This is a genomic window from Xanthomonas boreopolis (genome assembly GCF_046529185.1).
Taxonomy (GTDB): domain Bacteria; phylum Pseudomonadota; class Gammaproteobacteria; order Xanthomonadales; family Xanthomonadaceae; genus Pseudomonas_S; species Pseudomonas_S boreopolis.
The window spans coordinates 830,227-855,731 of sequence record NZ_CP097162.1; the positions used below are offsets into that span (position 1 = coordinate 830,227).

The 25,505-nt window shown below is 66.5% G+C and carries 20 protein-coding genes; 16 read left to right on the forward strand and 4 right to left on the reverse strand.

What is annotated here, in order from left to right; genetic code table 11:
* Positions 1 to 49: 49 nt before the first annotated feature.
* Entirely contained in the window at positions 50 to 730 is a 681-nt protein-coding gene (gene bioD, locus M3M27_RS03795; RefSeq protein ID WP_434027203.1) for a dethiobiotin synthase, read from the forward strand.
* Positions 731 to 849: 119 nt separating this feature from the next.
* Here bioD and M3M27_RS03800 read toward each other — a convergent pair whose 3' ends face one another.
* A complete protein-coding gene (locus M3M27_RS03800) occupies positions 850 to 1,236 on the reverse strand; it encodes a phasin family protein (RefSeq protein WP_434027949.1) in 387 nt (128 codons plus the stop codon).
* Between the two features lie 193 nt (positions 1,237 to 1,429).
* Positions 1,430 to 1,783: a 6-carboxytetrahydropterin synthase QueD gene (queD, locus tag M3M27_RS03805; RefSeq protein WP_140727074.1), complete on the reverse strand. Its 354-nt coding sequence runs from the start codon at positions 1,781 to 1,783 to the stop codon at positions 1,430 to 1,432.
* Positions 1,784 to 1,937: 154 nt separating this feature from the next.
* Here queD and M3M27_RS03810 point away from each other — a divergent pair, with 154 nt between their 5' ends.
* Positions 1,938 to 4,571 (forward strand): TonB-dependent receptor, encoded by a 2,634-nt coding sequence (locus M3M27_RS03810; RefSeq protein WP_434027204.1) that lies wholly within the window; start codon positions 1,938 to 1,940, stop codon positions 4,569 to 4,571.
* A 28-nt stretch (positions 4,572 to 4,599) separates the two neighbouring features.
* The gene (locus tag M3M27_RS03815) at positions 4,600 to 6,873 is read left to right on the forward strand and encodes a transferrin receptor-like dimerization domain-containing protein (RefSeq protein ID WP_434027205.1); all 2,274 of its coding nucleotides are present in this window, start codon (positions 4,600 to 4,602) and stop codon (positions 6,871 to 6,873) included.
* A 244-nt stretch (positions 6,874 to 7,117) separates the two neighbouring features.
* On the opposite strand, the gene M3M27_RS03820 is transcribed toward M3M27_RS03815, so the two are convergent.
* A complete protein-coding gene (locus tag M3M27_RS03820) occupies positions 7,118 to 8,509 on the reverse strand; it encodes a DEAD/DEAH box helicase (protein WP_434027206.1) in 1,392 nt (463 codons plus the stop codon).
* A 398-nt stretch (positions 8,510 to 8,907) separates the two neighbouring features.
* On the opposite strand from M3M27_RS03820, the gene M3M27_RS03825 reads away from it, so the two are divergent.
* Both M3M27_RS03825 and maiA read left to right on the forward strand, forming a co-directional pair.
* Positions 8,908 to 9,897: a fumarylacetoacetate hydrolase family protein gene (locus tag M3M27_RS03825; protein ID WP_434027207.1), complete on the forward strand. Its 990-nt coding sequence runs from the start codon at positions 8,908 to 8,910 to the stop codon at positions 9,895 to 9,897.
* A 7-nt stretch (positions 9,898 to 9,904) separates the two neighbouring features.
* Positions 9,905 to 10,567, forward strand: coding sequence for a maleylacetoacetate isomerase (gene maiA / locus M3M27_RS03830; RefSeq protein WP_434027208.1), 663 nt, complete (start codon positions 9,905 to 9,907; stop codon positions 10,565 to 10,567).
* A gap of 334 nt (positions 10,568 to 10,901) precedes the next feature.
* On the opposite strand, the gene M3M27_RS03835 is transcribed toward maiA, so the two are convergent.
* Positions 10,902 to 12,035 (reverse strand): PilT/PilU family type 4a pilus ATPase, encoded by a 1,134-nt coding sequence (locus tag M3M27_RS03835; protein WP_177497883.1) that lies wholly within the window; start codon positions 12,033 to 12,035, stop codon positions 10,902 to 10,904.
* 96 nt (positions 12,036 to 12,131) lie between these two features.
* Between M3M27_RS03835 and M3M27_RS03840 the strand changes: the two genes are divergently transcribed.
* From M3M27_RS03840 to M3M27_RS03890, 11 genes are all read left to right on the forward strand, one after another.
* Positions 12,132 to 12,515, forward strand: a complete 384-nt coding sequence (locus M3M27_RS03840; protein ID WP_140727051.1) for a DUF4398 domain-containing protein — start codon at positions 12,132 to 12,134, stop codon at positions 12,513 to 12,515.
* Positions 12,512 to 13,390: a hypothetical protein gene (locus tag M3M27_RS03845; RefSeq protein WP_434027209.1), complete on the forward strand. Its 879-nt coding sequence runs from the start codon at positions 12,512 to 12,514 to the stop codon at positions 13,388 to 13,390. The genes M3M27_RS03840 and M3M27_RS03845 overlap by 4 nt, the downstream gene beginning before the upstream one ends.
* 342 nt (positions 13,391 to 13,732) lie before the next feature.
* Complete coding sequence (locus M3M27_RS03850; protein ID WP_140727045.1) at positions 13,733 to 13,951, forward strand: YdcH family protein; 219 nt, start codon at positions 13,733 to 13,735, stop codon at positions 13,949 to 13,951.
* Positions 13,952 to 14,177: 226 nt separating this feature from the next.
* Entirely contained in the window at positions 14,178 to 15,548 is a 1,371-nt protein-coding gene (locus M3M27_RS03855) for a pyridoxal-phosphate dependent enzyme (RefSeq protein WP_140727042.1), read from the forward strand.
* A 103-nt stretch (positions 15,549 to 15,651) separates the two neighbouring features.
* Complete coding sequence (locus tag M3M27_RS03860) at positions 15,652 to 16,842, forward strand: cystathionine gamma-synthase (protein ID WP_434027210.1); 1,191 nt, start codon at positions 15,652 to 15,654, stop codon at positions 16,840 to 16,842.
* 2 nt (positions 16,843 to 16,844) lie between these two features.
* Positions 16,845 to 17,639: an ABC transporter permease gene (locus M3M27_RS03865; protein ID WP_434027211.1), complete on the forward strand. Its 795-nt coding sequence runs from the start codon at positions 16,845 to 16,847 to the stop codon at positions 17,637 to 17,639.
* 55 nt (positions 17,640 to 17,694) lie between these two features.
* Positions 17,695 to 18,984 carry an ABC transporter ATP-binding protein gene (locus M3M27_RS03870; protein WP_434027212.1) on the forward strand — a complete coding sequence of 430 codons (1,290 nt, stop codon included), beginning with the start codon at positions 17,695 to 17,697 and terminating at the stop codon, positions 18,982 to 18,984.
* Positions 18,984 to 22,418, forward strand: a complete 3,435-nt coding sequence (locus tag M3M27_RS03875) for a glycosyltransferase (RefSeq protein ID WP_434027213.1) — start codon at positions 18,984 to 18,986, stop codon at positions 22,416 to 22,418. Before M3M27_RS03870 ends, M3M27_RS03875 begins: the two co-directional genes overlap by 1 nt.
* Positions 22,378 to 24,186, forward strand: coding sequence for a hypothetical protein (locus tag M3M27_RS03880; protein WP_434027214.1), 1,809 nt, complete (start codon positions 22,378 to 22,380; stop codon positions 24,184 to 24,186). Before M3M27_RS03875 ends, M3M27_RS03880 begins: the two co-directional genes overlap by 41 nt.
* Before the next feature lie 2 nt (positions 24,187 to 24,188).
* Positions 24,189 to 24,665, forward strand: coding sequence for a GtrA family protein (locus M3M27_RS03885; RefSeq protein WP_434027950.1), 477 nt, complete (start codon positions 24,189 to 24,191; stop codon positions 24,663 to 24,665).
* Positions 24,662 to 25,501, forward strand: coding sequence for a glycosyltransferase family 2 protein (locus M3M27_RS03890; protein WP_434027215.1), 840 nt, complete (start codon positions 24,662 to 24,664; stop codon positions 25,499 to 25,501). The genes M3M27_RS03885 and M3M27_RS03890 overlap by 4 nt, the downstream gene beginning before the upstream one ends.
* Positions 25,502 to 25,505 lie beyond the last annotated feature (4 nt).

The window sequence follows — 25,505 nt, forward strand, 5'->3', positions numbered from 1 at the left end:
GTTTATCCTGCGCGCCCCGTCCACGTGCCACCCCGGAGAGGTGCTGCAGATGTCGCTTTCCGCTTTCTACGTCACCGGTACCGATACCGGCATCGGCAAGACCCAGGCCAGCGCGGTGCTGCTGCATGCCTTGCGCGCGCGCGGCCGGCGCGCGGTCGGGATGAAACCGGTCGCCAGCGGCTGCGAATGGGACGACGGCGCCTGGCGCAACGAGGACGCGCTGGCGCTGCAGGCGGCGAGCGACCCGCGCCCGGATTACGCGCTGGTCAACCCGTATGCGCTGCCGGCGCCATTGGCGCCGGAGATCGCCGCCGCCGAGGCGGGCGTGACGCTGGGGCTGGAACCGATCCGGTCCGCGTTCGATGCGTTGCGCGCCCAGGCCGACAGTGTGGTGGTCGAAGGCGTCGGTGGCTGGGCCGCGCCGTTGAGCGCCACGCTGGACCAACTGGATCTCGTGCGCGCGCTGCGGCTGCCGGTGGTGATGGTGGTCGGGCTGCGGCTCGGCTGCATCAACCATGCGCGCCTGACCGCCGCGGCGATCGCCGCCGAAGGCGTGAACTGCATCGCCTGGATCGCCAACGAGATCGATCCGCACATGGCGCGGATCGACGAGAACTTCCGGCTGCTACGGCAGCGCCTGCCGATGCCGTGCTGGGGCCGCATCCCGTATGCGCCGGGCGCCGATCCGGCGGCGCTGGCGGCGGTCCTGGAGCCCGCAGGCGCGACGTGAGCCGCGATCCGGCGGCGTTCCCGGCGTGAATAAAAAGGCCCGGCAGAGGGAGGGATCTGCCGGGCCGGGTTGCATGGGGGGAGGGACCCATGCAAATACCGCTCAAATTGTCCTGTCGCTCAGCGGGCGGAACGGCCGGCCTTGCCGGGTTTGCGCGCCTGCGCGCGTCCCGAGGCATCCTCGAAGCGCTGCCGCGCCAGCTCGCCGATCGCTTCCGACGCCTTCAGGCTCATCCCGACGACTTGGTGCTGGGCCGAGGCCACGCGTTCGAAGTTGTCGCGGGCGAGCTGCAGGCCCTTCGGCCACAGCGCCTGGAGCGAATCCAGGTTGCGCGCGTCGGCAAACTCGCCCAGGAAGTCCGTGGTCGCGCTGACGTTCCTGCCGAACGCCTGCAACTGCAGGCCAAAGGCGCTTTCGGCGTTTTCCAGGGCCAACCGATTGGCACGGGACGCGATCGCGGCGAACTGCTGGGTATAGCGGTCGAAACCTTCGAACTGCGCGGACATCTTCAACCCCGAGGGACTGCGTTTGCCGGTGTTGCGATGCAGCATACACGTTTCCTGCTGCGATGCAACATGCTTTTGGCGGGCGCAGCGGATAGAGGCACTTTGCGTTGCCGATCAGTCAGTTGCGTGACAGGCAGATGACGGTCACGCGGCGCGACCGCGACCGCGCCCGGGAGCCGGCGGTCCGCGAAGCTCAGCCGCGATAGCGGCAGCCGGAGGTGCAGGTCTCGTGGACCACCACTTCGCTCAGCAGCGGCAGGGCCGGCTTGAGCCGCTCCCAGATCCACATCGCCAGCCGTTCGCTGGTCGGGTTGTCCAGGCCCTCGATCTCGTTGAGGTAATGGTGGTCCAATCGGTCGTAGATCGGCCGGAATGCCGCCTTGATGTCGCCGAAGTCCATCACCCAGCCGGTCTCCGCACCCGGCTCGCCGCTGACGTGCAGTTCGATGCGGAAGGAATGGCCGTGCAGGCGCGCGCACTTGTGGCCCGGCGGTACGTTGGGCAACCGGTGGGCCGCCTCGATGGTGAAGACCTTGAAGATATCCATCGCGCCATTGTAAGCCCCGCGGGCGCCGCCGCCGGCATGTGCCGCGCGGTGCCGGCGCTTGTCGCGATGCGACATATCGGTATGCGGATAGGTGATTTCGGTCAAGCGCGCGTGCATGGCTCACTGGCGGGCCTTCCACCCGGATCAACCGCTCGTGTCGTTCCCCACGCCTCGCCTGTCGTCCCTCGCGATCCCGTTCCTGTTGTTCTCGCCTTTCTCGCATGCGCAAGACAGCGCCGGCGGCAAGACCCTGGCCACGGTCACCGTCACCGGCTCCAACATCAAGCGCAGCGACAGCGAAGGTCCCAATCCGGTGCAAGTGATCGAGCGCCAGCAACTGGAGCGGTCGGGCAAGCAGACCGTGGCGGACGCGCTGCGCTCGATCTCGGCCAACACCGGCAACGCCACCAACGAGACCACCAACAACGGCTGGGCCTCGGGGTCGGCCGGCATCGGCCTGCGCGGCCTGTCGCAGAAGAACACGCTGGTGCTGCTCAACGGCCGGCGCCTGGCCAACTACGGGTTCCCGGCGAACGGGCTGGGCGACACCTTCGTCAACCTCAACGCGCTGCCGCTGGTGGCGGTGGAACGCATCGAGGTGCTGAAGGACGGCGCCTCGGCCGTGTACGGCTCGGACGCCGTGGCCGGCGTGGTCAACATCATCACCCGGGAGGACTTCCAGGGCGCCGAACTGGGCGTCAGCGGCGGCACCTCCGACGAAGGCGGCCTGGATACGCAGCGCGCCAAGTTCGTCGGCGGCATCGGCGACCTGGAACGCGACGGTTACAACGTGCTTTTCAGTTTCGACGCCTACAACCGCGACCGGCTCGACCAGGACCAGCGCAGCCTGACCCGTTCGGGCATCTACAGCGACCAGCCGGGCGGCCGCTGGAACGGCTGGTCGGCCAAGGGCGCGCGCTACCTGATCAACGGCGCATCGGTGCCGATGCTGGACGCCAATAGCCATTGCCCCGAAGGCACCGTGCTGACCGCCAGCGCGCCGATCGATGGCCTGGCCGGCAACACCTGCGCCTTCAACCAGGCGCCATACACCACGCTGATTCCCTCGACCAAGCGCTACCAGGCCTATGCGAACGGCACCTTCCGCCTGAGCGACAACGTCGAGGCCTTCGGCGAGGCGCTCTACAGCCACATCAAGGGCGTGTCGATCTTCGGTTCCAGCCCGTACTTCACGCTGGAAGGCGGGCGCTTCGCCCTCAATGCGCAAACCGGCCTGGCCGAACCGGTCTCCAACCTGCTGCCGGCCTCCAGCCCGTACAACCCGTACGGCACCGCGGTGCCGATCGAGTACACCTTCTTCAACCTGGGCCAGTCGCTGAAGATCAACTACTCGCAGTCCTACCGCTTCCTGGGCGGCGTGCGCGGCCGCGGCGAGCGCTGGGACTGGGAGGCGGCGGCGTTCACCGCGCGCAGCGACGAGGACGAGCGGGTCGCGGCCGGTTTCGCCAATCGCTGGACGCTGGCCGATGCGCTGGCCAGCGGCAGCTACAACCTGTTCAATCCCGCCGCCACGCCGCAGTCGGTCATCGATGCGATCAACCTGAGCACGTTGCGCCCGGCGCGCTCGAGCCTGAGCGGCGTGGACGCCAAGATCTCCGGTTCGCTGTTCGAACTGCCGGCCGGCCGCGTCGGCTTCGCCGCCGGTACGGAATGGCGCCGCGAGGAGCTGGTCTCGCGCAATCCCTGGCAGATCGACGCCGGCCTGCAGATCCGCCCAGCGATCGCCGAGGTCGATGGCGACCGCAAGGTCTCGGCGCTGTATGCCGAGTTCAACGTCCCGCTGCTGCCCTCGCTGGAGCTGCAACTGGCCGGGCGCGGCGACCACTACAGCGATTTCGGCAACGCGTTCTCGCCCAAGGCCAGCCTGCGCTGGCAGCCGTTCGACGCGCTGCTGGTGCGCGCGGCGGCCTCGCGTGGCTTCCGCGCGCCGTCGCTGTCGGAGAACTCGGCCAGCACCAACATCTCCTACGGCACGGTGGTCGATCCGCACGATCCGGACGTGCCCGGCTCGCGCCAGAGCCCGACCTTCTTCACCGTCGGCAACACCGACCTCGATCCCGAGCGCACGCGCAGCTACAACTTCGGCATCGTGCTCTCGCCCTGGGCCGATACCAGCCTGAGCGTGGACTGGTACAAGATCGAGCTGGACAACCTGATCGGTACCGGCAACACCACCACGATCGTGCAGGGCAACGACCCGAACGACGTGATCCGCGACGCGCGCGGCAAGCTGGTCGCGGTCTACAACCGCTACCAGAACCTCAGCGAGCTGACCACGTCCGGCCTCGACGTCGAACTGCGCCAGCGCTGGCGCACCGATGCCGCAGGCGATTTCGGCATCGCCAGCGCCTATACCCACGTGCGCGACTACCGGCGCCCGGCCACCGCCGGAGGACCGCTGGTGGACTACGCCGGCGGCAACCTGCTCGGCGTCTCGCTGCCGCGCAACAAGGCCACCACCACGTTCGACTGGACCTGGCGCGGCTTCACCGCCGCGGTGACCTGGTACTACACCGGCGGCTACGACCAGAAGGCCAGCGCCGCGGCCGCGGCGGTGCAATCGCACGTGGACGCCTACGACCAGTTCGACCTGTATCTGGGCTACACCGGTTTCGAGCGCTGGAACCTGTATGCCAAGATCGAGAACGTCGCCAACGAGGAGCCGCCGTACGATGCGTCGTTCCCCGGCATCCGCGCGCCGTACGACTTCACCCAGTACGACCTGCGCGGCCGCTACTTCACGGTCGGCTTCGACTACCGCTTCTGATCCCGCACATTCCGCTAGGAGCTTCCCGATGACGCCCGTTCCCCGCGCGCTGCTGTTGGCGCTGTCCCTTGTTCCCGTGCTCGCCGCCGCGCAACCCGCGCCGCTGCCCGGCTACGACGCCCCCTCGGCCGATGCGCAGCGCGCGCTGGAGACGCGCTTCGACGCACTGGTGAAGCAGGCCGACTACGCGGGCTGGCTCAAGCGATGGTCGTCGAGGCCGAACCAGGTCGGCGCGCCGCACAACCTCGAGAACGCGCGCGACCTCCAGGCGCGCTTCGAGGAATACGGCTGGGACGCGCGCATCGAGACCTTCGAGGTGCTGTGGCCTTCGCCGAAATCGTCCTCGCTGGAACTGCTCGGCGCGCGGCCCTACAAGGCACGGCTGAAGGAACCGTCGCTGCCCGGCGACGCGACTTCGACGCAGACCGAGGACGTGCTGCCGCCCTACGTGATCTACGCCGGCAACGGCGAGGTCGCCGGCGACCTGGTCTACGTCAACTACGGCATCGCCGAGGACTACGAGGCGCTCGCCCGCAACGGCGTGGACGTGCGCGGCAAGATCGTCATCGCCCGCTACGGCAAGGGCTGGCGCGGGCTCAAGCCGCGCCTGGCGCAGGAGCATGGCGCGATCGGCGCGATCATCTATTCCGATCCGCGCGACGACGGTTTCTTCCAGAACCTGGCCTATCCGGACGGCCCGGCACGCAACCAGTGGAGCGTGCAGCGCGGCTCGGTCGCCAACTTCGCGATCTATCCCGGCGATCCGCTGACGCCCGGGGTGGGCGCCACCGCCGGCGCCAAGCGGCTGAAGGTCGAGGAGGCCGGCAGCGTCCTCAAGATCCCGACCCTGCCGATCAGCTGGGGCGATGCGCAACCGCTGCTGGCGGCGCTGCGCGGCCCGGTCGCGCCGGAGGACTGGCGCGGCGCGCTGCCGATCACCTATCGCATCGGCGGCGACGGCAGCGCGCAGGTGCGGCTCAAGGTCGATGCGGAGTGGGGCCGCAAGACCATCTACAACGTCATCGCGACGCTGCGCGGCAGCGAATATCCGGACCAGTGGGTGGTCCGCGGCAACCATCGCGACGCGTGGGTGTTCGGCGCCTCCGATCCGCTGTCCGGCACCACGGCGCTGCTGGCCGAGGCCCAGGCCATCGGCGAACTGGCCAGGCAGGGCCAGCGGCCGAAGCGCACGCTGGTCTACGCCAGCTGGGACGGCGAGGAGGCCGGCCTGCTCGGTTCCACCGAATGGGCCGAGCAGCATGCCGACGAACTGCGCCGCAAGGCGGTGCTTTACGTCAACTCCGACGGCAACGGCCGCGGCTTCCTCAATGCCGGCGGCAGCCATGCGCTGCAGCGCCTGGTCAACGGCGTGGCCGCCGACCTGCGCGATCCCGACAGCGGCGTCAGCGTGCTCGAACGCCAGCGCGCCCGCGCCCGGCTGGACGCTTTGGCACCGGGCGCCAAGCCCGCGCAGAAGGACACCGGCAAGAAGGCCGCCGCCGGCGAAGACCTGCCGATCAAGGCGCTGGGCTCGGGCAGCGACTACAGCCCGTTCCTGCAGCACCTGGGGCTGGCGACGCTGGACCTGGGCTACGGCGGACAGGGCGATGGTCGCGGCGTGTACCACTCGCTCTACGACTCCTACGACTACTTCTCGCGCTACATCGACCCCAAGTTCGAGTACCTGCCGCTGCTGGCGCAGACCGCCGGGCGCGCGGTGCTGCGGGTCGCCAACGCCCCGGTGCTGCCGCAGCGGCCCGGCGACTTCGCCGATGCGGTGGACGGCTGGGTGAAGGAACTGAAGCAGCAGGCCGACGGCGACCGCGAATCCACGCGGGTACAGGCCGAACTGGTCCGCACCGGCGCCTATCGCGCCGTCGACGATCCCAACCGGCCGTTGCAGGCGCCCGCGCCCAAGGCGGACGTGCCGGCGATCGACTTCTCCCCGCTGGAACAGGCGGTGGCGCGCCTGCAGGCCAGCGGCAAGCGCTACGACAAGGCACTGGCCGAACGCGGCGCGGCCCTGGATGCGGCGACCCGCGGCAAGCTCAACGCCTCGTTGCAGCGCCTGGACCAGACCCTGCTGGCGGAAGAGGGCCTGCCGGGCCGGCCGTGGTACCGCAACCTGATCTACGCGCCGGGCCTGGCCACCGGCTACGAGGTCAAGACCCTGCCGGGCGTGCGCGAGGCGCTGGAAGACCGCCGCTGGGACGACCTGCGCCGCTACATCGGCCGCACCGCGGCGGTGCTGGATGCGTATCGCGCCGAGGTGGAGCGCAACACCGCGCTGATCGGCGGCTGACGCCCCTCATTTCCAAAGCGCAAAGCACCGTGGGAGCGGCTTTTGTGGGAGCGGCTTCAGCCGCGATGAGGCCTTCATGCGAATCCCTCGCAAAGGCTCGCACATCCATGTGCAGGGATCCAACGGGAAAGCTCCATCGCGGCTGAAGCCGCTCCCACAAAAAAAGCCGTTCCTGCAGATCAATCGAGATCCCGCTCGTGATCGAGCGCCTTCGCGGTACACGAAGGCGCCCACGGCGGAAGTTTTACCGGCCGGCGTTCGGCCGCTGCCCGCCCCCGTTGCCGCCGCCACGGCGACGGTCACCCTGGCCGTGACCCTGGCGCTCGCCCTGACGACGCGCGCCACCCGGACCATTGCCACCGGCCGGTCGCGCACCTGCATGCGCATGCCGCGGCGCCTCCCCGTGCGGACGGCGCGCATGCGCCTTGCGCGGCGGGCGCTGGCCGCCCGGCTGCTCGGCCTTGCCGGGCGCGCTGTTGCCCCAGCGGATCGGCACCTGCGGCTCGAAGCCCGGCACGTCGCGGATCTCCATGTCCTTGCCGAGCAGGCGCACGATCTGGCGCAGCAGCTTGGCCTCGTCCTGCGCGACCAGCGACACCGCTTCGCCGCTGGCGCCGTTGCGGCCGGTGCGGCCGATCCGGTGCACGTAGTCCTCGGCGACCATCGGCAGGTCGTAGTTGATGACCTTGGGCAGCTCGTTGATGTCGATGCCGCGCGCGGCGATGTCGGTCGCCACCAGCACGGTCACGCGCCCGGCCTTGAAGTCGCCGAGCGCGCGCAGGCGCTGGCCCTGGCTCTTGTCGCCATGGATCGCCGCGGTCTTGATGCCGGACTTGTCCAGGAACTTGGCCAGCTTGTCGGCGCCGTGCTTGGTGCGCGCGAACACCAGCGTCTGCAGGCGCGAGTCCTGCGCCAGCAGGTGCAGCAGCAACTCGCGCTTGCGGCCGCCGTCGACCGGGTGCACGCGGTGGGCGATGGTCTCGGCCACGGTGTTGCGCGGCGTCACCATCACCTCGCGCGGATGGTGCATGAACTCCAGCGCCAGTTGCTTGATCGGCTCGGCGAAGGTCGCCGAGAACAGCAGGGTCTGGCGGTTCTGGCGCGGCAGCTTGGCCAGGATGCGCTTGATCGACGGCAGGAAGCCCATGTCGAGCATGCGGTCGGCCTCGTCCAGCACCAGCACCTCGATCCCGGACAGGTCGACGCTGCGGCGCTCGATATGGTCGATCAGCCGGCCCGGGCAGGCGATCAGCAGGTCCACGCCGCGGCGCAGCGCATCGAGCTGGTTGCCCATGCCGACGCCGCCGTAGATCACCGTGCTGGGGATGCGCAGGTACTTGGAGTAGCCGCGCAGGCTGTCGTGGACCTGGGTGGCCAGCTCGCGGGTCGGGGTCAGGATCAGCGCGCGCGGCTTGCGCGGGCCGTTGACCGCCTGCGGCGTGGTGCCCAGGTGCTGCAGCAGCGGCAGGCCGAACGCGGCGGTCTTGCCGGTGCCGGTCTGCGCGCCGGCCAGCAGGTCGTGGCCTTCCAGCACCAGCGGGATCGCCTGGTGCTGGATCGGGGTGGGGGTTTCGTAGCCCTGCTCGGCGAGCGCACGCAGCAGGAAGGGCGCAAGGCCCAGGGATTCGAACGACATTGGATGACTCCGGTGTGCCCCGCGCAGGCCGTGGGCCGTTACGCGAAAGGCGTGGGCGACTCGGAGCGTTCCCGTGAACCGCGCTGCGAGGATCGTTGGCAGCCGGCGCCAGGGGCGCGGCCGGTATGCATGAACGAAAGGCGTCGGGTGGGGCGGGCGGACCGGGGACCGGTGCGCCGGCGGTCCCTGAGGGAAACGGACGGCCGCTTGCAGACCTATGCAGTGTAACCGTCTTTGTGGCAATGCACAAAAAGCGTCGCCGGGACACCCATGCGGCGACGGCAAGCCCTTGATCGGCCACGCCCGGTCCCGGCCGTGCCGGGCATGACGTTTCATGTGCAACCATTTCCCCGGGCGCATCCGTACAATCGGGCGTTCATGCCAACCAGGGTGGAGCGATGAAGCTGGGTTCGTTGAAGGAAGGGGGCCGCGACGGCACGTTGGTGGTGGTTTCGCGCGACCTGGCCCGGGCGGTACGGGCCACCGGCATCGCCGCGACGCTGCAGCAGGCGCTGGAGGACTGGGCCCGGCTGGCGCCGCGCCTCGAAGCGCTGGCCGCCGACCTGCAGGCCGGCCGCGCCGAAGGCGCCTTCGCGCTCGACATGGCCGCCTTGGCCGCGCCGCTGCCGCGCGCCTACGAGTTCGTCGACGGCAGCGCCTACCTGCCGCACGTCGAACGGGTGCGGCGCGCGCGCGGTGCCGAGGTGCCGGCCAGCTTCTACACCGACCCGCTGATGTACCAGGCCACCAGCGCCGGCTTCTACGGCCCGCGCGACCCGGTGCAGGTGCCGAGCGAGGACTACGGCATCGACCTGGAGGCGGAGATCGTCGTGGTCACCGACGACGTGCCGATGGCGGTGTCGCCGCAGCAGGCCGCCGCGCACATCCGGCTGGTCGGCCTGGTCAACGACGTCTCGCTGCGCAACCTGATCCCGGACGAGCTGGCCAAGGGTTTCGGCTTCCTGCAATCCAAGCCGCGTTCGGCGCTGTCGCCGGTGTTCGTCACCCCGGACGAACTCGGCGAAGCCTGGCGCGGCAACAAGCTGCACCTGCCGCTGGTGACCCACGTCAACGGCGCCTGGTTCGGCGCGCCGGAGGCGGGCGAGGACATGCAGTTCGACTTCGCGCAGCTGGTCGCGCACGCCGCCAGGACGCGCCCGCTGGCCGCCGGCACGATCGTCGGCTCCGGCACCATCGCCAACCACGACACCTCGCGCGGCGCCTCGTGCTTCGCCGAGCGGCGCGTGGTCGAGGCCCTGCGCGACGGCAAGCCGAGCACGCCGTTCATGGCGTTCGGCGACGTGGTCCGGATCGAGATGTTCGACCGCGAGGGCGCCAGCATCTTCGGTGCGATCGAGCAGCGCATCGAACGGCCCGCCAGCGCCTGAGGCCGCCATGACCGCGACGCTGGAACTGTTCACCTACTGGCGCTCCAGCGCAGCCTACCGCGTGCGCATCGGCCTGAACCTCAAGGGCTTGCCGCACGCGCTCACGCCGGTGCACCTGCTGCGCGACGGCGGCCAGCAGCACGCCGCCGGCTATGTCGCCCTCAACCCGCAGCACCTGGTGCCCACGCTGCGCCATGGCGAGCGCGTGCTCGGCCAGTCGCTGGCGATCCTGGAGTACCTGGACGAGGCCTTCCCGGGCACGCCCCGGCTGCTGCCGTCCGATCCGGAGGGGCGGGCCCGCGTGCGCGCGCTGGCGCAGGTGGTGGCCTGCGACGTGCACCCGCTCAACAACCTGCGGGTGATGCAGTACTTCGAGCGCGAGTGGGAGATCGGGGCGGCGCGCCGGGACGAATGGATGCGGCACTGGATGCGCGCCGGCTTCGAGGCGCTGGAAGCCCTGCTCTCGGGCCATGCGGAAACCGGGCGCTTCTGCCATGGCGACGACCCGGGGCTGGCCGACGCCTGCCTGGTGCCGCAGCTGTACAACGCGCGCCGCTTCGGGGCGGACCTGGCGCCGTATCCCACCCTGCTGCGGATCGAGCAGGCCTGCCTCGCGCTGGACGCTTTCGATCGCGCCCGACCCGAGCGGCAACCGGACGCTATGCTCTGAATGCCGGGACCCGGGACTCGGCAAAGCAAGATCAAGATCGAAAGCCCCTCTCCCGCGTGCGGGAGAGGGGTTGGGGTGAGGGTACGGGCGAAGCCTTCGTAAAGTTCAACGCATGAGGCTTCGGCCGCACCCTCATCCGCCCCTTCGGGGCACCTTCTCCCGTGAACGGGAGAAGGGAATAGCAGGAGCTCTGCGGAGACCGGGACTCGGGACTCGGGACAGAGAGCCGGTAAAGCCCGTCGGGACTGATGGCCCAAGGCCACCCGGAGTCCCTCCCACAACAGCATTTCATCCGAAGCAGGCTTGTCGCTTTTCCGAATCCCGAATCCCGAATTCAGACGAACCCGTGACTGATCTTCGGCGCCTCGACGCTCTCGTAGTCCGCGTACGGGTCGTGCTCGCCGCTCGCGCCCTCGGACAGGCGGAACTTCAGGGCCAGCCCGTCGCGCGAGTCGGCGGCGCGCAGCGCTTCTTCCTGCTCGATCTGGCCGTTCTTGGTCATGCGGAACAGGCACTGGTCGAAGGTTTCCATGCCTTCCTCCAGCGATTCCTCCATCGCCTGCTTGATCTCGTGCACCTGGCCGCGCCGCAGCAGGTCGCGGATCATCGGCGTATTGAGCAGGACTTCCGAAGCCGGCAGGCGCCGGCCGTCCACGCCCTTGATCAGGCGCAGCGACACCACCGCGCGCAGGTTCAGCGCCAGGTTCATCAGCACGTTCTTGTGCGCGCTCTCGGGGAAGAAGTTGAGGATGCGCTCGATGGTCTGGTCGGCGTTGTTGGAGTGCAGGGTGGCCAGGCACAGGTGGCCGGTCTCGGCGAAGGCGATCGCCGCCTCCATCGTCTCCGCGTCCAGGATCTCGCCGATCAGGATCACGTCCGGCGCCTCGCGCATCGCGTTCTTCAGCGCATTGTGGAAGGCGTGGGTGTCCAGGCCGACCTCGCGCTGGTTGACGATCGACATCTTGTGCTTGTGCAGGTACTCGATCGGGTCCTCGATGGTGAGGATGTGCCCGGTCGTGGTGCTGTTGCGGTGGTCGATCATCGAGGCCAACGCGGTCGACTTGCCCGAGCCGGTCGAGCCGACCACCAGCACCAGCCCGCGCGGGGTCATGATGATGTCTTTCAGCACCTGTGGCAGATTCAGCTCCTCGATGCTCGGGATCCGGCTGCGGATCGCGCGGATCACCATGCCGACCTCGCCGCGCTGCTTGAACACGTTGACGCGGAAGCGGCCGGCGTCGGGCAGGGCGATGGCCATGTTGAGCTCCAGGTCGCGCTCGAACTGCGGCACCTGGCCCTCGTCCATCAGCGAGTAGGCGATCTTCTTGACCATCCCCGGCGGCAGGCCGGTGTTGCCCAGCGGGTACAGCTTGCCCTCGATCTTGATGTACACCGGCGCGCCGGTGGTCAAGAACATGTCCGAGGCGTTCTTTTCGGTCATCAGCTTCAGGAAATAGCCGATATCCATGCGCAATGTTTCCCCAACGAACTGTCGCGTCCCGTTGCAAGCGCGCGGCAGGCTTCCGACAATGGCCGTGTTCGATTGACTCGCTACGGCTCCCCAATGACGGCTAGCTTCGCACAAATGCGGCGATCCCTGTATGTGACCGCCTGCGCACTCGCATTCGCCCTGCCCGCTTTCGCGCAGGTGGCGCCGCCGGAACTGGCGGTCGCGGAACAGGCGGTGCAGCAGGCCACCCAGGCCGACGCCGACCAGTACGCCCCGGACCTGGTGAACCTGGCCCGGCAGGAGCTGATGCAGGCCCAGCAGGCGGCGATGGACCGCGGGGAGCGCAAGCAGGTGCCCCGGCTGGCCGCGCGCGCGGCCGCCGACGCCGACCTCGCCCGCGTTCGCAGCGAGGAGGCCGTGGCCCGCGCCCAGCTCGAGCAGCGCCGCGCCGAGGTGGCCCGGCTGCAGAGCAGCCTGGCCGGGGAGGGCGATCGATGAGACTGCGCCCCTTGCTCGTCGCCGGACTGGCGCTGCTGCCGCTGCTGGCGGTCGCGAAGGACGATCCCGAGGTGATCGCCCTGAACAACCGCCTCACCGCGCTGCAGGCCAATCCGGATACCGCCGACGTCGCCCGCTTCGAGCGCCTGCAGGCGCAGCAGGCGATCAATGCCTTCGCCGAGGCCAAGCGCCGCGATCGCGACGAAATGCGTTTCCTGGCCGACCGCCGCGTGGAAATCGCCGAGACCGCGGCCCGGACCGCGCTCGCGCGGCGCCAGCTGGAGCAGGTGGAGGGCACCCGCAGCGAGCTGCTGATCGAAGCCAGCCGCCGCGAGGCCGCGCGCGCGCGCCAGGAGGCCGAGCGGCTGCGCATGCAATCGCAGATGCAGGCCGAGGAGGCCGAACGGCTGCGCCAGCAGGCCGAGGCCGAGATGCTGGCCCGGCAAGACGCCGAGCAGGCGCTCAGCAGCGTGGCGAGCCACCAGACCGCCAAGTTGAGCGCGGCCCAGCAGAAGGCGGCCCAGCTCGCGCGGGAAGAGGCCGAGCTGACCTCCGGCGCCAAGCTGCCGCCGTCGAAGTTCGAGTCGCGCGGGGAGGTGTTCACCGTGCCCGCCGGCGCGTTCGATGGCGGGCAGGCCACCTTGTCGGGGGAGGGGAGCGGCCAGGCGAAGGCGCTGGCGGAATACCTGCAGATCGGCAAGAAGGGCCGGGTCAACATCGTCGGCTATGCCGCCGACGCCGCCGGGGCGCAGAAGCGCGCCGAGGCCCTGCGGGATGCCCTGGTTGCCGCCGGGGTGAGCGCCAACCGGCTGCAGGTGAGCGCGGGCAAGGGCGGCGGCAAGGGGCGCTCGGCCGAAGTGGTCGTCCTTCCTTGATAATTCACTGATTTTTAATGGATTTTTAGTTCCGTTCAGGCGGCCGGCAGGCGCCGGTCGCCCTGAATGCGCGGGTCTTTCGAAAAGTGCGCAACGGGCTATTGCCCCGGCGCCGGGAGCGGCGTAGGGTCTGATACCCAGGTGGCGCATCGGTCGCCTGGAAGAACGGAGGGCCCGGCCGATGAAGCAGTGGCACGCACCAGAGAACGAGGACCGCAGGGGCTGCAATCCCGTCCGCGTTCCTGCTCCCGCCAGCCTGCCGGTCGCCCTTTCATGTCCAAGCAGCGCCCCGTGCCATGACGGCCGGGGCGTTCTTGTTTCCAGCTGAAGGAGGCAACGCCAATGTTCGAAGGGCAATCGCAATCCGAAATCGAAGCCTTGATCAAGGCCGATCCGGAGTTCAAGCGGCTCTATCAACGCCACAAATTACTGGACAAGAAATGCATGGATGCCGAGCTTGGGGTGCTCCCCATCGATGACATGACCCTGGGCCAGATGAAACGCGAAAAGCTGCGTGCCAAGGAAAAGCTCACCCGCATGTACGACCAGATGACGCACTAGTCCCCTCCCGCAACCCGGACAGTTCACCGTCGCGGGCGGTGGCGGTCTCCTCGTCGGCCGCCACCGTCCGCGTCGCCTTTTCCGGCGCGCGCACGACGCCCGCGCGTCCGGACAGGCGAATCGAGGCGGTGCGGGCGGATGCCCGCCCCGCGCGCAGGGCGCGCGGACATTTGCGGCATGTTCGTCGGATAATGGCCCACCCGCCAAACCGCGAACCCAGGTATCCATGGCAATTCACTCCTCGGTCCTTGAGCTGATCGGCGAAACGCCCATCGTCAAGGCGCAGCGACTCGACGCCGGCGTCTGCGAGCTTTACCTCAAGCTGGAAAGCGCCAATCCCGGGGGCTCGATCAAGGACCGGATCGGCCTGTCGATGATCGAGGCGGCCGAGAAGCGCGGCGACATCAAGCCCGGCGCGACCCTGGTGGAGGGCACCGCCGGCAACACCGGCCTGGGGCTGGCCCTGGTCGCGCAGCAGAAGGGCTACCGGCTGATCCTGGTGGTGCCGGACAAGATGAGCCGCGAGAAGATCTTCAACCTCAAGGCGATGGGCGCCGAGGTCGTGCTGACCCGCTCGGACGTGGCCAAGGGCCATCCGGAGTACTACCAGGACCTGGCCGCGAAGATCGCCGCCGATACCCCCGGCGCCTACTTCATCAACCAGTTCGGCAATCCGGACAACCCGGCCGCGCACGAGTTCGGCACCGGCCCGGAGATCCTGCGGCAGATGGACGGCCAGCTCGACGCCATCGTGTTCGGCTGCGGCAGCTCGGGCACGATGACCGGCCTGTCGCGCGCCTTCGCCAAGGCCTCGCCCGGCACCGAACTGGTGCTGGCCGACCCGGTCGGCTCGATCCTGGCCGAATACATCAACGACGGCCGCCTGAACGACAAGTCCGGCAGTTGGCTGGTGGAAGGCATCGGCGAGGACTTCCTGCCGTCGATCTCCGACTTCAGCCGGGTCAAGAAGGCCTATGCGATCAGCGATGCCGAAAGCTTCCATACCGCGCGCGAACTGCTCGCCAAGGAAGGCATCCTCGGTGGATCGTCCACCGGCACGCTGCTGGCCGCGGCGCTGAAGTACTGCCGCGAGCAGGCCACCCCGAAGAAGGTGCTGGTGCTGGTGCCGGACACCGGCAACAAGTACCTGTCGAAGATGTACAACGACTACTGGATGCTGGACAACGGCTTCCTGGAGCGCCCGCAGTACGGCGACCTGCGCGACCTGATCCTGCGCCCGTACAGCCAGCGCGACACGGTCGTGGTCGGCCCCGGCGACCTGCTGACCACCGCCTACCAGCGCATGAAGCTGTACGACGTCTCGCAGCTGCCGGTGATCGACGACGGCGAACTGGTCGGCATCGTCGACGAGAGCGACGTGCTGCTGCACGTCTACGGCGACGAGGCGCGCTTCCGCGACCCGGTCGCCACCGCGATGGTCAGCAAGCTGGACCGCCTGGACGTCAAGTCGCCGATCGAGGCGCTGCTGCCGGTGTTCGATCGCGGCCAGGTCGCGATCGTGATGGACGGCAACCAGTTCCTCGGCCTGATCACCCGCATCGACCTGCTCAACTACCTGCGCCGGCGCGTTCAGTGACCTGCCCGGGCCGCGGCGCGGGCGCCACCCGACGCCGTGCCGCGCCGCACAAACGGTTCAGTATGGCTTGATACAATCTGCGACTTTTGCCGGGAGCCTCCCGATGTCAGACAGCAATCGAAGCCAGGACGGCGAGCGCGCGCTGGCGCTGGCCACCTTGGCGATCCACGGCGGCCAATCGCCCGACCCGAGCACGGGGGCGGTGATGCCGCCGATCTACGCAACCTCGACGTATGCCCAGTCGAGCCCCGGCGAGCACCAGGGCTTCGAATACTCGCGCACCCACAACCCGACGCGCTTCGCCTACGAGCGCTGCGTGGCCGCGCTGGAAGGGGGTGCCCGCGGCTTCGCGTTCGCGTCCGGCATGGCCGCCACGTCCACGGTGATCGAACTGCTGGACAGCGGCGCCCACGTCGTCGCGATGGACGACCTGTACGGCGGCAGCTTCCGCCTGTTCGAGCGCGTGCGCCGGCGCAGCGCCGGACTGGACTTCAGCTTCGTCGACCTCGCCGACCTGGCGGCCTTCGAGGCGGCGATCACGCCGCGGACCCGCATGGTCTGGATCGAGACCCCGACCAACCCGATGCTCAAGATCGTCGACATCGCCGCCGTGGCGGAGATCGCGCGCAGGCACGGGCTGATCGTGGTGGTCGACAACACCTTCGCCTCGCCGATGCTGCAGCGCCCGCTCGAGCTGGGTGCCGACATCGTCGTGCACTCGGCCACCAAGTACCTCAACGGCCACTCCGACATGGTTGGCGGCATGGCGGTGGTCGGCGGCAACGCCGAACTGGCCGAGAAGATGGCGTTCCTGCAGAACTCGGTGGGGGGCGTGCAGGGACCGTTCGACAGCTTCCTGGCCCTGCGCGGGCTGAAGACCCTGCCGCTGCGCATGCGCGCCCACTGCGACAACGCCCTGGCGCTGGCGCAGTGGCTGGAAACCCATCCGGCGATCGAGAAGGTGATCTACCCGGGCTTGGCCTCGCACCCGCAACACCCCCTGGCGGCGCGCCAGATGAGCGGCTTCGGCGGCATCGTCTCGATCGTCCTCAAGGGCGGCTTCGAGGCGGCCAAGCGCTTCTGCGAGCGCACCGAACTGTTCACCCTCGCCGAATCGCTGGGCGGCGTGGAGAGCCTGGTCAACCATCCCGCCGTGATGACCCATGCCTCGATCCCGGTCGCGCGCCGTGAGCAACTGGGCATCAGCGATGCGCTGGTGCGGTTGAGCGTGGGGGTGGAGGATGTGGGGGATCTGCGGGGGGATCTGGAACGGGCGCTGCGCGGAACCCACTGACCATGAGTATTCTTTCGGTGTTCGGAAAGCACCGTTCGCTGGCTTTCGAATTGACCCAGCGGGAAGTCCTCGGACGTTACCGCGGTGCGAGCTTCGGCCTGTTATGGTCGTTGATCAGCCCTTTCCTGATGCTGCTCGTCTATACCATGGCGTTCGGCTACATCATGAAGGGACGCTGGCCTGGTGCCAGTGGTTCCACCACGGATTTCGCTTTGATTCTTTTCGCGGGATTGACCGTGCACGGCTTCTTCGCCGAGTGCTTCACGCGCGCGCCCCAACTGATCGTGAGCAACACCGGCTACGTCAAGCGCGTGGTGTTCCCGCTGGACATCCTGGTCTGGAGCATGACGTTCTCCGCGCTTTTCCACCTGCTGATGAACATGGTGGTGCTGTTGGCGTTGTATCTATGCCTGAAGGGCAGCATTCACCCGACTGTCCTGCTCCTGCCTTTCGTGCTGGTCCCCCTTGTCATTCTGACGGTGGGGGTCGGTTGGATCGTTTCGGCACTAGGGGTGTACCTGCGCGACATAGGCCAGGTGGCCGGCGTGGTTGCCGCTGCGATGCTGTTCCTGTCCTCGGCGATCGTCCCTATAGATTCGGTGCCGGAAAGCTACCGCGTCGTGTTCGAGCTCAATCCGCTCACCTTCATCATCGACCAGGTGCGGGAGGTCGTGATCTGGGGGCGCCTGCCCGATTGGAAAGGATTAGGCATTTATGCCCTGATCGCTTGCGTCATCGCGTTGCTCGGCCATCGCGTCTTCAACAAACTGCGAGTGGGCTTTGCCGATGTCCTCTGACGGGTCCAATACCGAGGTGGTGATAGACGTACGTGGGGCGGGCAAGGCTTATCACATGTACGAGCGGCCCTCCCATCGTCTTTGGCAGGCATTGGCCGGCAAGCGCAAATCCTTCTACAAGGACTTCTGGGCGCTGCGCGATGTCAGCTTTTCGGTCCGTCGCGGCCAGACCGTCGGCATAGTCGGCCGCAACGGCTCGGGCAAGTCCACCCTGCTGCAGATGATCGCCGGCACGCTCAATCCGACCGAAGGCAGCATCTCGGTCAAGGGGCGGGTTGCGGCGCTGCTGGAACTGGGAAGCGGCTTCAATCCGGAGTTCACCGGGCGAGAGAACGTATTCCTCAACGCGACCATTCTCGGCCTGAGCCGCGAACAGATCGAACAGCGCCTGGACAGCATCCTCGCCTTCGCCGACATAGGGGAGTTCATCGACCAGCCGGTGCGCAGCTACTCCAGCGGCATGTCGGTGCGCCTTGCGTTCGCGGTGATCGCCCATGTCGACGCCGACATCCTGATCATCGACGAGGCGCTCGCGGTCGGGGATGCCTTCTTCTCGCAGAAGTGCATGCGCTTCCTGCGCGAGTTCCAGAAGAACGGCACCTTGCTGTTCGTCAGCCACGATGCCGCAGCGGTCACCAACCTGTGCGAGTACGCCGTATGGCTGCAGAACGGCCGGATGCGCATGTGCGCCGGTTCGCAGGAAGTCATCGAGGCCTACATGGCCGAGCAACACGTGGTCGGACGCCGCGAAGCGAGCGGCGAGAACGTGCTGATCACGAAGAAGAGACGCCAGGCCATCGGGGATGCGCCGGACTTCCGGCAGCCGGCGCTGCGGGAGGCTGGCGTACAGAATCGCATTTCCATCTTCCAGTTCGATCCGGAAAACGTCGGCCAGGAGTTCGGCGCTCAAGGGGCGCGCATCGTCGACGTGGCCCTGACCGATGAGGAAGGAGCGGCGTTGGCTCTGCTGGAAGGGGGCGAGCTGGTAAGGCTGAGAATACGGGTCGCCCTGCTCCAGCCGCTGGACAGACTGATTGTCGGCTTTTATGTGAAGGACCGGCTTGGCCAACGTCTGTTCGGCGACAACAGTTACTTCGCCTACAAGGACGACCCGGTGTCGGGCGCGGCAGGCGAAACCGTGGTCGCGTCCTTCCTGTTCCGCATGCCGATCATGCCCTCCGGTTCATACATGATCGATGCGGCGGTCGCCTCCGGCGACCAACACGACCACACCCAGCAGCACTGGGTCCATGACGCCCTGGAATTCCGGGCGATCGACGAAACCATGCGGTTCGGCCTGGTTGGCTTGCCGATGCTGGCCATCGATGTCTCGAAGGAATCCTGATGATCGAGTTCACGGGTGAACGATTCGTGCCCACCGAGCATGGCGTGATCCGCCAGGAGCACTTGCATCGTTATGCGTGGTGCCTGTCCTTGGTGCAAGGCCGGGATGTCCTGGATGTCGCAAGCGGGGAAGGCTACGGCAGCGCGATGCTGGCTTCCCGTGCTCGCTCGGTGCGCGGCGTGGATATATCCCAGGAAGCTGTCGAGCATGCTGCGGCGCGCTATGCGGGCATCGGCAATCTGAAATACCTGCAAGGTTCGGCTGCGGCCATCCCGTTGGCCGACGACAGTGTGGATGTGGTGGTCTCCTTCGAGACCATCGAGCACCTGCTTGAGCAGGAAGAGATGATGGCCGAGATCCGCCGGGTGCTGCGTGCCGATGGCATCCTCGTGATGTCGTCTCCGAACAAGGAGGTCTACTCCGACCGCGCGGGATATCACAACGAGTTCCACGTCAAAGAGTTGTACCAGGACGAGCTCCATGCGTTGGTCTCGCGCCATTTCCCTGCGTCGCGCCTGTACGGCCACCGCATGTCGGTTTGTTCCACGATAACCTCGCTCGACGGCAGTGCCGCGCAGCCTGTTTACCAGGCGTTGACCGATACCGTTGAAGGCGCCGTTGAGGAGCGAACCGCGGCGATCCCCGACGCGGTTTACTTCGTGGTTGTCGCGGCTGCCGATGCATCGCTGTTGCCGCGGTTGCCGGCGTCGGTCCTGTATGCGGAATCCGAAGACTTGTACGCCCATCACCACGAAGTTGCGCGATGGGCGCAGGCGCAGGATTCCGAGATCGGTGCTCTACGCGGCCATGTGGCACGCGAGCAAGGCATCGTGGCGGAACTGCACAGGCAACTGGAAGAAGCACGGCAACAGGAAAATATTCTACGGTCCGATGCCGAGCGGCTGCAGCAGCAACTCGCGGGGGAGCAGGCGCGGGCCGCTCGACTCGAATCGGCACTGGCCGAGGTCTGGGAAGTGCGTACCCGCCTGCAAGCGCAGATGAAGGCCATGTCCAGCCTCACGGACGCTGCGCGCGCCGAGTTGCAGCAACGCCACTACCAGATCGAGCAGCTGATGCAGAGGTCTGGCGTTCCCTATCCGTCGAACTCCGATGCTGCCGTCGAAGATGATGCAAACGGGGTTTCGGCGCTACTGGCTTCCTATCGCGCGGAACTGCAATCGTTGCAGGACCTCACTGGCTCGTTGATCGGCTCGCGTTCTTGGCACGTCACAAAGCCGCTGCGCTTCGCCGGCCGTGTCTTGCGCGGGGAGTGGCGCGTGGTGCTGCAGTCCTTGCGCGCGTCCGGCCTGGCGCGGCACCCCCTGCTCAGGCCGATCGCGCCTATGGCCAAGCGCGTGCTGCTTCGCCACGACGAGTCGACGGTGGCGCCTTTGGATGGCCTGTTGCTGGAAGAGGCCAGGCGCGATCCGCAGAGGGTCATTGAGAACGTGCGTTTTTACGACGTCCTCGAACCCGTGGTGAGCATCGTCATCCCCACTTACGGCAACTACGAGCAGAGCTTGGCCTGCGTGGCCTCCATCGCGCGGGTTGGCGCGAAAGTGCCGTTCGAGGTGCTGGTGCTGGAAGATGCATCCGGAGACGCAAGAATCGATGCGTTGGCGAAGATTCCCGGACTGCGTTATCACGCCAATTCCAAGAACCTCGGCTTCCTGCGTTCCTGCAATCAGGCGTTGGTCCTCGCCAAGGGGCGCTACATTTGTTTGCTCAACAACGATACCGAGGTGCGCCCGGGGTGGCTCGATGCTCTCGTGGATGTATTCCAGTCGCGTCCGGATGCCGGTTTGGTCGGTTCCAAGCTGGTTTATCCTGACGGGCGGCTGCAGGAGGCTGGAGGCATCGTTTGGTCGGACGGAAGTGCCTGGAACTTCGGGCGCCTCGATGATCCGTCGCGCCCGGCGTACGGCTATCTGAAGGAGGTGGACTATGTGTCCGGCGCATCGATCATGCTGCCGACGGATTTGTTCCGTGAGCTGGGTGGGTTCGATGAGCATTTCGCACCAGCCTATTACGAGGATACCGATATAGCCTTCCGCGTGCGTGCTCGTGGCTTGAAGGTCTACATGCAGCCGGCCTCGGTGGTGGTGCATTACGAAGGGGTGTCCAGCGGCACCGACGAGGGCAGTGGGGTGAAAGCCTGGCAGGCGATCAACAGGGACAAGTTCCTCGAGCGCTGGCAGGAAACCTTGCGGGAGGCACAGTTCGCCAATGGCGAGCACGTATTCCTGGCCCGCGATCGATCCCGCGGGAAGCGCCATGTCCTTGTTGTCGATCATTACATCCCCCAGCCGGACCGCGACGCTGGATCGCGTGCGACCTGCCAGGTTCTGCAGACGCTCGTGCAGGAAGGTTGCCAGGTCACCTTCTGGCCAGCCAATGCCTACTACGATGCGGAGTACGCATCGCCGCTACAGCGTATGGGCATCGAGGTTATGCACGGCTCCGAATGCGTGGGCGCGGCCGGATTCGAAAATTGGATGGCCGAGCATGGCCGCTACCTGGAGGCGGTGATCCTTAACCGGCCGCACATTTCGGCCGAACTCGTAGCCAGCGTCCGCCGGCACAGTACTGCCACCTTGGTTTACTACGGTCACGACATCCACCATTTGCGCATGCAGCAGCAGCTGGTGCTGCAGCCGGATAGCGAACTTGCGCAGGAGACTGACCGCTATCGCGATCTCGAACACACGCTGTGGCAGCAGGCCGATGTGGTGCTTTATCCTTCTGCTGATGAGACCGAGCATGTGCGTAGCTGGTTGGCCGCGCACGCTCCGACGGCCACTAGTCGGGTCGAGACTATTCCGCTGTATGCCTTCGAGTTAAAGGATGCGCTTCCCACTCCGCAGGGGCGGAAGGATATTCTGTTCGTAGCAGGATTCGCGCATGCACCCAACGTCGATGCGGCAAAGTGGTTCGTCAACGAGGTGCTGCCACTGGTCGAACGCGAAGTCCCCGATGTGCGGGTGAGCCTGGTTGGCTCGAATCCTCGCCCGGAGGTGCAAGCCCTCGCATCGGGGCGCATTGAAGTAACGGGCTATGTCAGCGATGCGCGTCTTGAGGCGTATTACGCGCATGCTCGAGTCGCGGTCGCGCCTTTGCGATTCGGTGGTGGCGTGAAGGGCAAAGTGCTTGAAGCTTTTCGCCACGGCGTGCCGTGCGTTACCACTTCAGTGGGCATGCAGGGCTTGGCGGGTGCAGGCGCTTTTATGCCGATATCCGATGAGCCGGCTGCGATGGCCGCGCACATCATTGCGTTGCTGCGTGATGACGCGCTATGGCGGAAGATATCGGCAGCCGAGCGGGCTTTCATCGAGCAGGAGTATTCGCGCGATGCGCTATGGCGCGTCCTGTCCGCCTCGTTGAGGCCCGCGGGACATGGACATGACCTGGGCAAGGAGAGCGGCGGGACAACGTAAACGTATGCGCGAGGCTACAGCTATCAGTTCGCTAAAATTGCGCGATCGCAGCACCGCAGTGGTAGTGGTGATCGCGATGATATTCGCGGCCATTCATCAGGTGTTCGTCAATCGCGCGCACCCGAATGCGCTGTATATGGATTCGTTGCGGCTGCTGTTTCAATTGGATCAGTGGCAAGCCGGGCATTTATCCACGTTTGAATTCTGGGGTGGGTCTTCGCATCGCGGATTCGTGAATCAGTTGTTTTTGTGGGCGAATGTTAGCCTCTTCGATCTGGATGTGTTACTGGCTAATCGTCTTACCGGTGCGGTAATTGCCCTCGTTGCGATTATCCTGGGTATGGCGTGGATGGCCGACATGCGCAGGCAGCCAGGTGTTCGCCGGCCGGTCCTGGAGATCGTGGTCGCGACGATAATATCTGCACTGTGCTTCAGTTGGGCAGGTTATGAACTGTTGACGCTAGACCTGGGCCTGCCATTGTGGACGAAGAATCTAGTCTTCGTATTCTTTTTCTTTGGTCACGCGCATTTGCTTTCGGGACGCTCGCGTTACCCTGCGCTTTGGGTGATAGGGCTTACGCTGGCCGCGCCCGTGGTGGTGCTGGTCTTTGGCATGGGCTGGAACTATGCCTTCGTCTGTGCTGTGCTGACGGTGCAGGTGTTTTCGTTCCTGCCGCATTGGCGTGCCGAAGGCCGTTGGACAGGCGTTCTGCCCAGCGTGGCCATCCTGCTGTCGATGGTCGCCTACCTGCTTGGCGGCTCGGTCACAGATGCCTCCACCAGGAATGGTTTCAACCACGGCCCGAGTGCCCTGGTATTGCCGTTCTACGCGATGGGTTCGGCCGTCGGCTACCCACAGGCAGTGCTGATGGGTAAGCTGCCAATGCCGATGATCGCGGTGATCGGTGGCGTCGTGCTAATAGTGGCTGTACTGGCCCTTTTCGCATGGTTACGACGCGGTGCTCCGGGTTCTCGGCTTCCGGTGGCACTGGTGCTGTATGGCGGGTTAGTGGCGGTGTCTGTCACCCTTGCGCGCGGCGCCGATGGCCCGCCTGCTGTCATGGCCTCCCGCTACTACATGGACCTGATGTTGGGCCTGGTGGGCGTGATTTGGTTGGCCGGACGCGAACTGCAGGCGGTCCACAAATCCGCTACCCCGACCTGGAAAGTTCTGACATGCGGGCTGTTAGCAGGTGTAGTGATCGCGCAGCTGCTCACCTACGGTAACGAGTGGAGGGCGAGTCCTTATCGTGCGGCGATCTTTGCTGCCATGAACGAGGCGCTCCTCCGGTCGGTTCCGGACGAGTCAGCGGCTAGCCTGCTGCAGTCGCCTCTGGATCATGCCAGGAAGGGCGTCGAGGTCATGCGCAACCGCCAACTGGCACTCTACTCGGGCGGTGCAATCGCCACTTGCTCTACGCGTGCCATTGAATACAACCAAGGTTGGCATCAGTCCGAAGGCAATGTGCGATGGAGTAGCGGAAGGGCGTTACTGACGCTTCCGCCCTGTTCCTGCGCTTATTTTGCGGACCTGTATGTGCCGGAAAACCAACCGAAGCGGCAGGTGCGGGTCGTCGCGAAGAACCACGAGGACAGTATGCTTACGGTCGAGCCGGGCCAATCCGTGCGTGCTCGCCTTGGCAACGACCATGTCGAGCTGGATGTAACCCCTGTTAGCATTCCTAGCCGAGACCATCCCGGCAATAGGGACGGTCGCGAATTGGGCGTACTGCTTACCGGCTTCTCCGTTAGCTGCGAGACGCCTTGAAGATGGCTGATGAGGACAAAAAGCCGTTGGCGTTCGCCCAAAGCCCGCCGGGTCCGTTGCAGCGACTGATCAAGGATCAGCGGATCCTGTTCCTGCTGGTCGGTGGTGCCAACACTGCTTTCAGCACCGCCTTGTTCGCCGCTTTGGTGCTGTTGTTGGGGCCGGGGGTGCCCTCGGTGGTCAGCCTGGGCATCGCCTGGATAACGTCGCTGGTGCTGGTGTTTTTCGTATACCGGCGGCTGGTGTTCCGGGTTACCGGCAATGGCTGGCGCGACTTCCTGCGCTTCACAAGCGTCAATATCGGTAGCCTATTGTTGAATATGGGAGCGCTGGCTCTGCTGGCCGATGTGCTGGGCCTGCCCGCCATTCCGACCCAGGTCGCCATCACCGTCCTGGTGGTGGTCTTCAACTATGTCGGCCACAAGTATTTTTCGTTCCGGCGCGCACCGGAGCCGCCCACTGGAGAGAACAAGGAATGAGTCCCCGGGTTTCGGTTGTCGTACCCGCGTACAGGAACGTCGAGTACCTCGCGCAAACGCTGGATTCGATCCTGGCGCAGGACTACGACGACTTCGAGTTGGTCGTGGCGGACCATTCCTCCAATGACGGTACCGAGGAGCTGCTGGCTGGCTATGCGGATCACCCGAAGGTGCGCGTGCTCAGTCCTACGCCAGCCGGTGGCGGTGCCAAGGCGAACTGGGATCGCGTGAGCATGGCTGCACGTGGCGAGCTGCTGAAGCTGGTCTGCGGAGACGACCTGATCGCACCGAATGCCCTTAGTCGCCAAGTCGCGGCATTGGATGCCCACCCAACGGCGGTACTGGTGGCCTGCCAGCGCGATCTGGTGGATGCATACGGCAAGGTGGTGATCGCCGCGCGCGGGCTGGGGTCGTTGCGCGGACTGGTCAGTGGCCGCGACGCCGTACGCGCTTCGGTGCGGGCGGGCACCAATCTGTTCGGTGAGCCGGGCTGCGTGCTGTTTCGCCGGGAACTGCTGGTGAAAGCGGGAGGGTGGGACAATACATATCCTTACTTGATCGACCAGGCGAGTTACTCGGCGATCATGCTGCAGGGGGATATGGTCGCACTGCGCGAGAGTCTGGCGAGCTTCCGCATCAATGCGGGGCAATGGAGCGTGCGGTTGGTGAACGACCAGGCGCGACAGGCCATCGGTTTCCACAAGACGTTGGCGCTGGCCGATCCCGATCTCATCCCGGCCATGACGCTGCGCCTAGGCAACCTGAAAGCGCGCCTGATGGCGCATGCGAGGCGCCTGGCCTATTTGTACCTGGGACACCGGATGGGGAAGGCCTGAATCC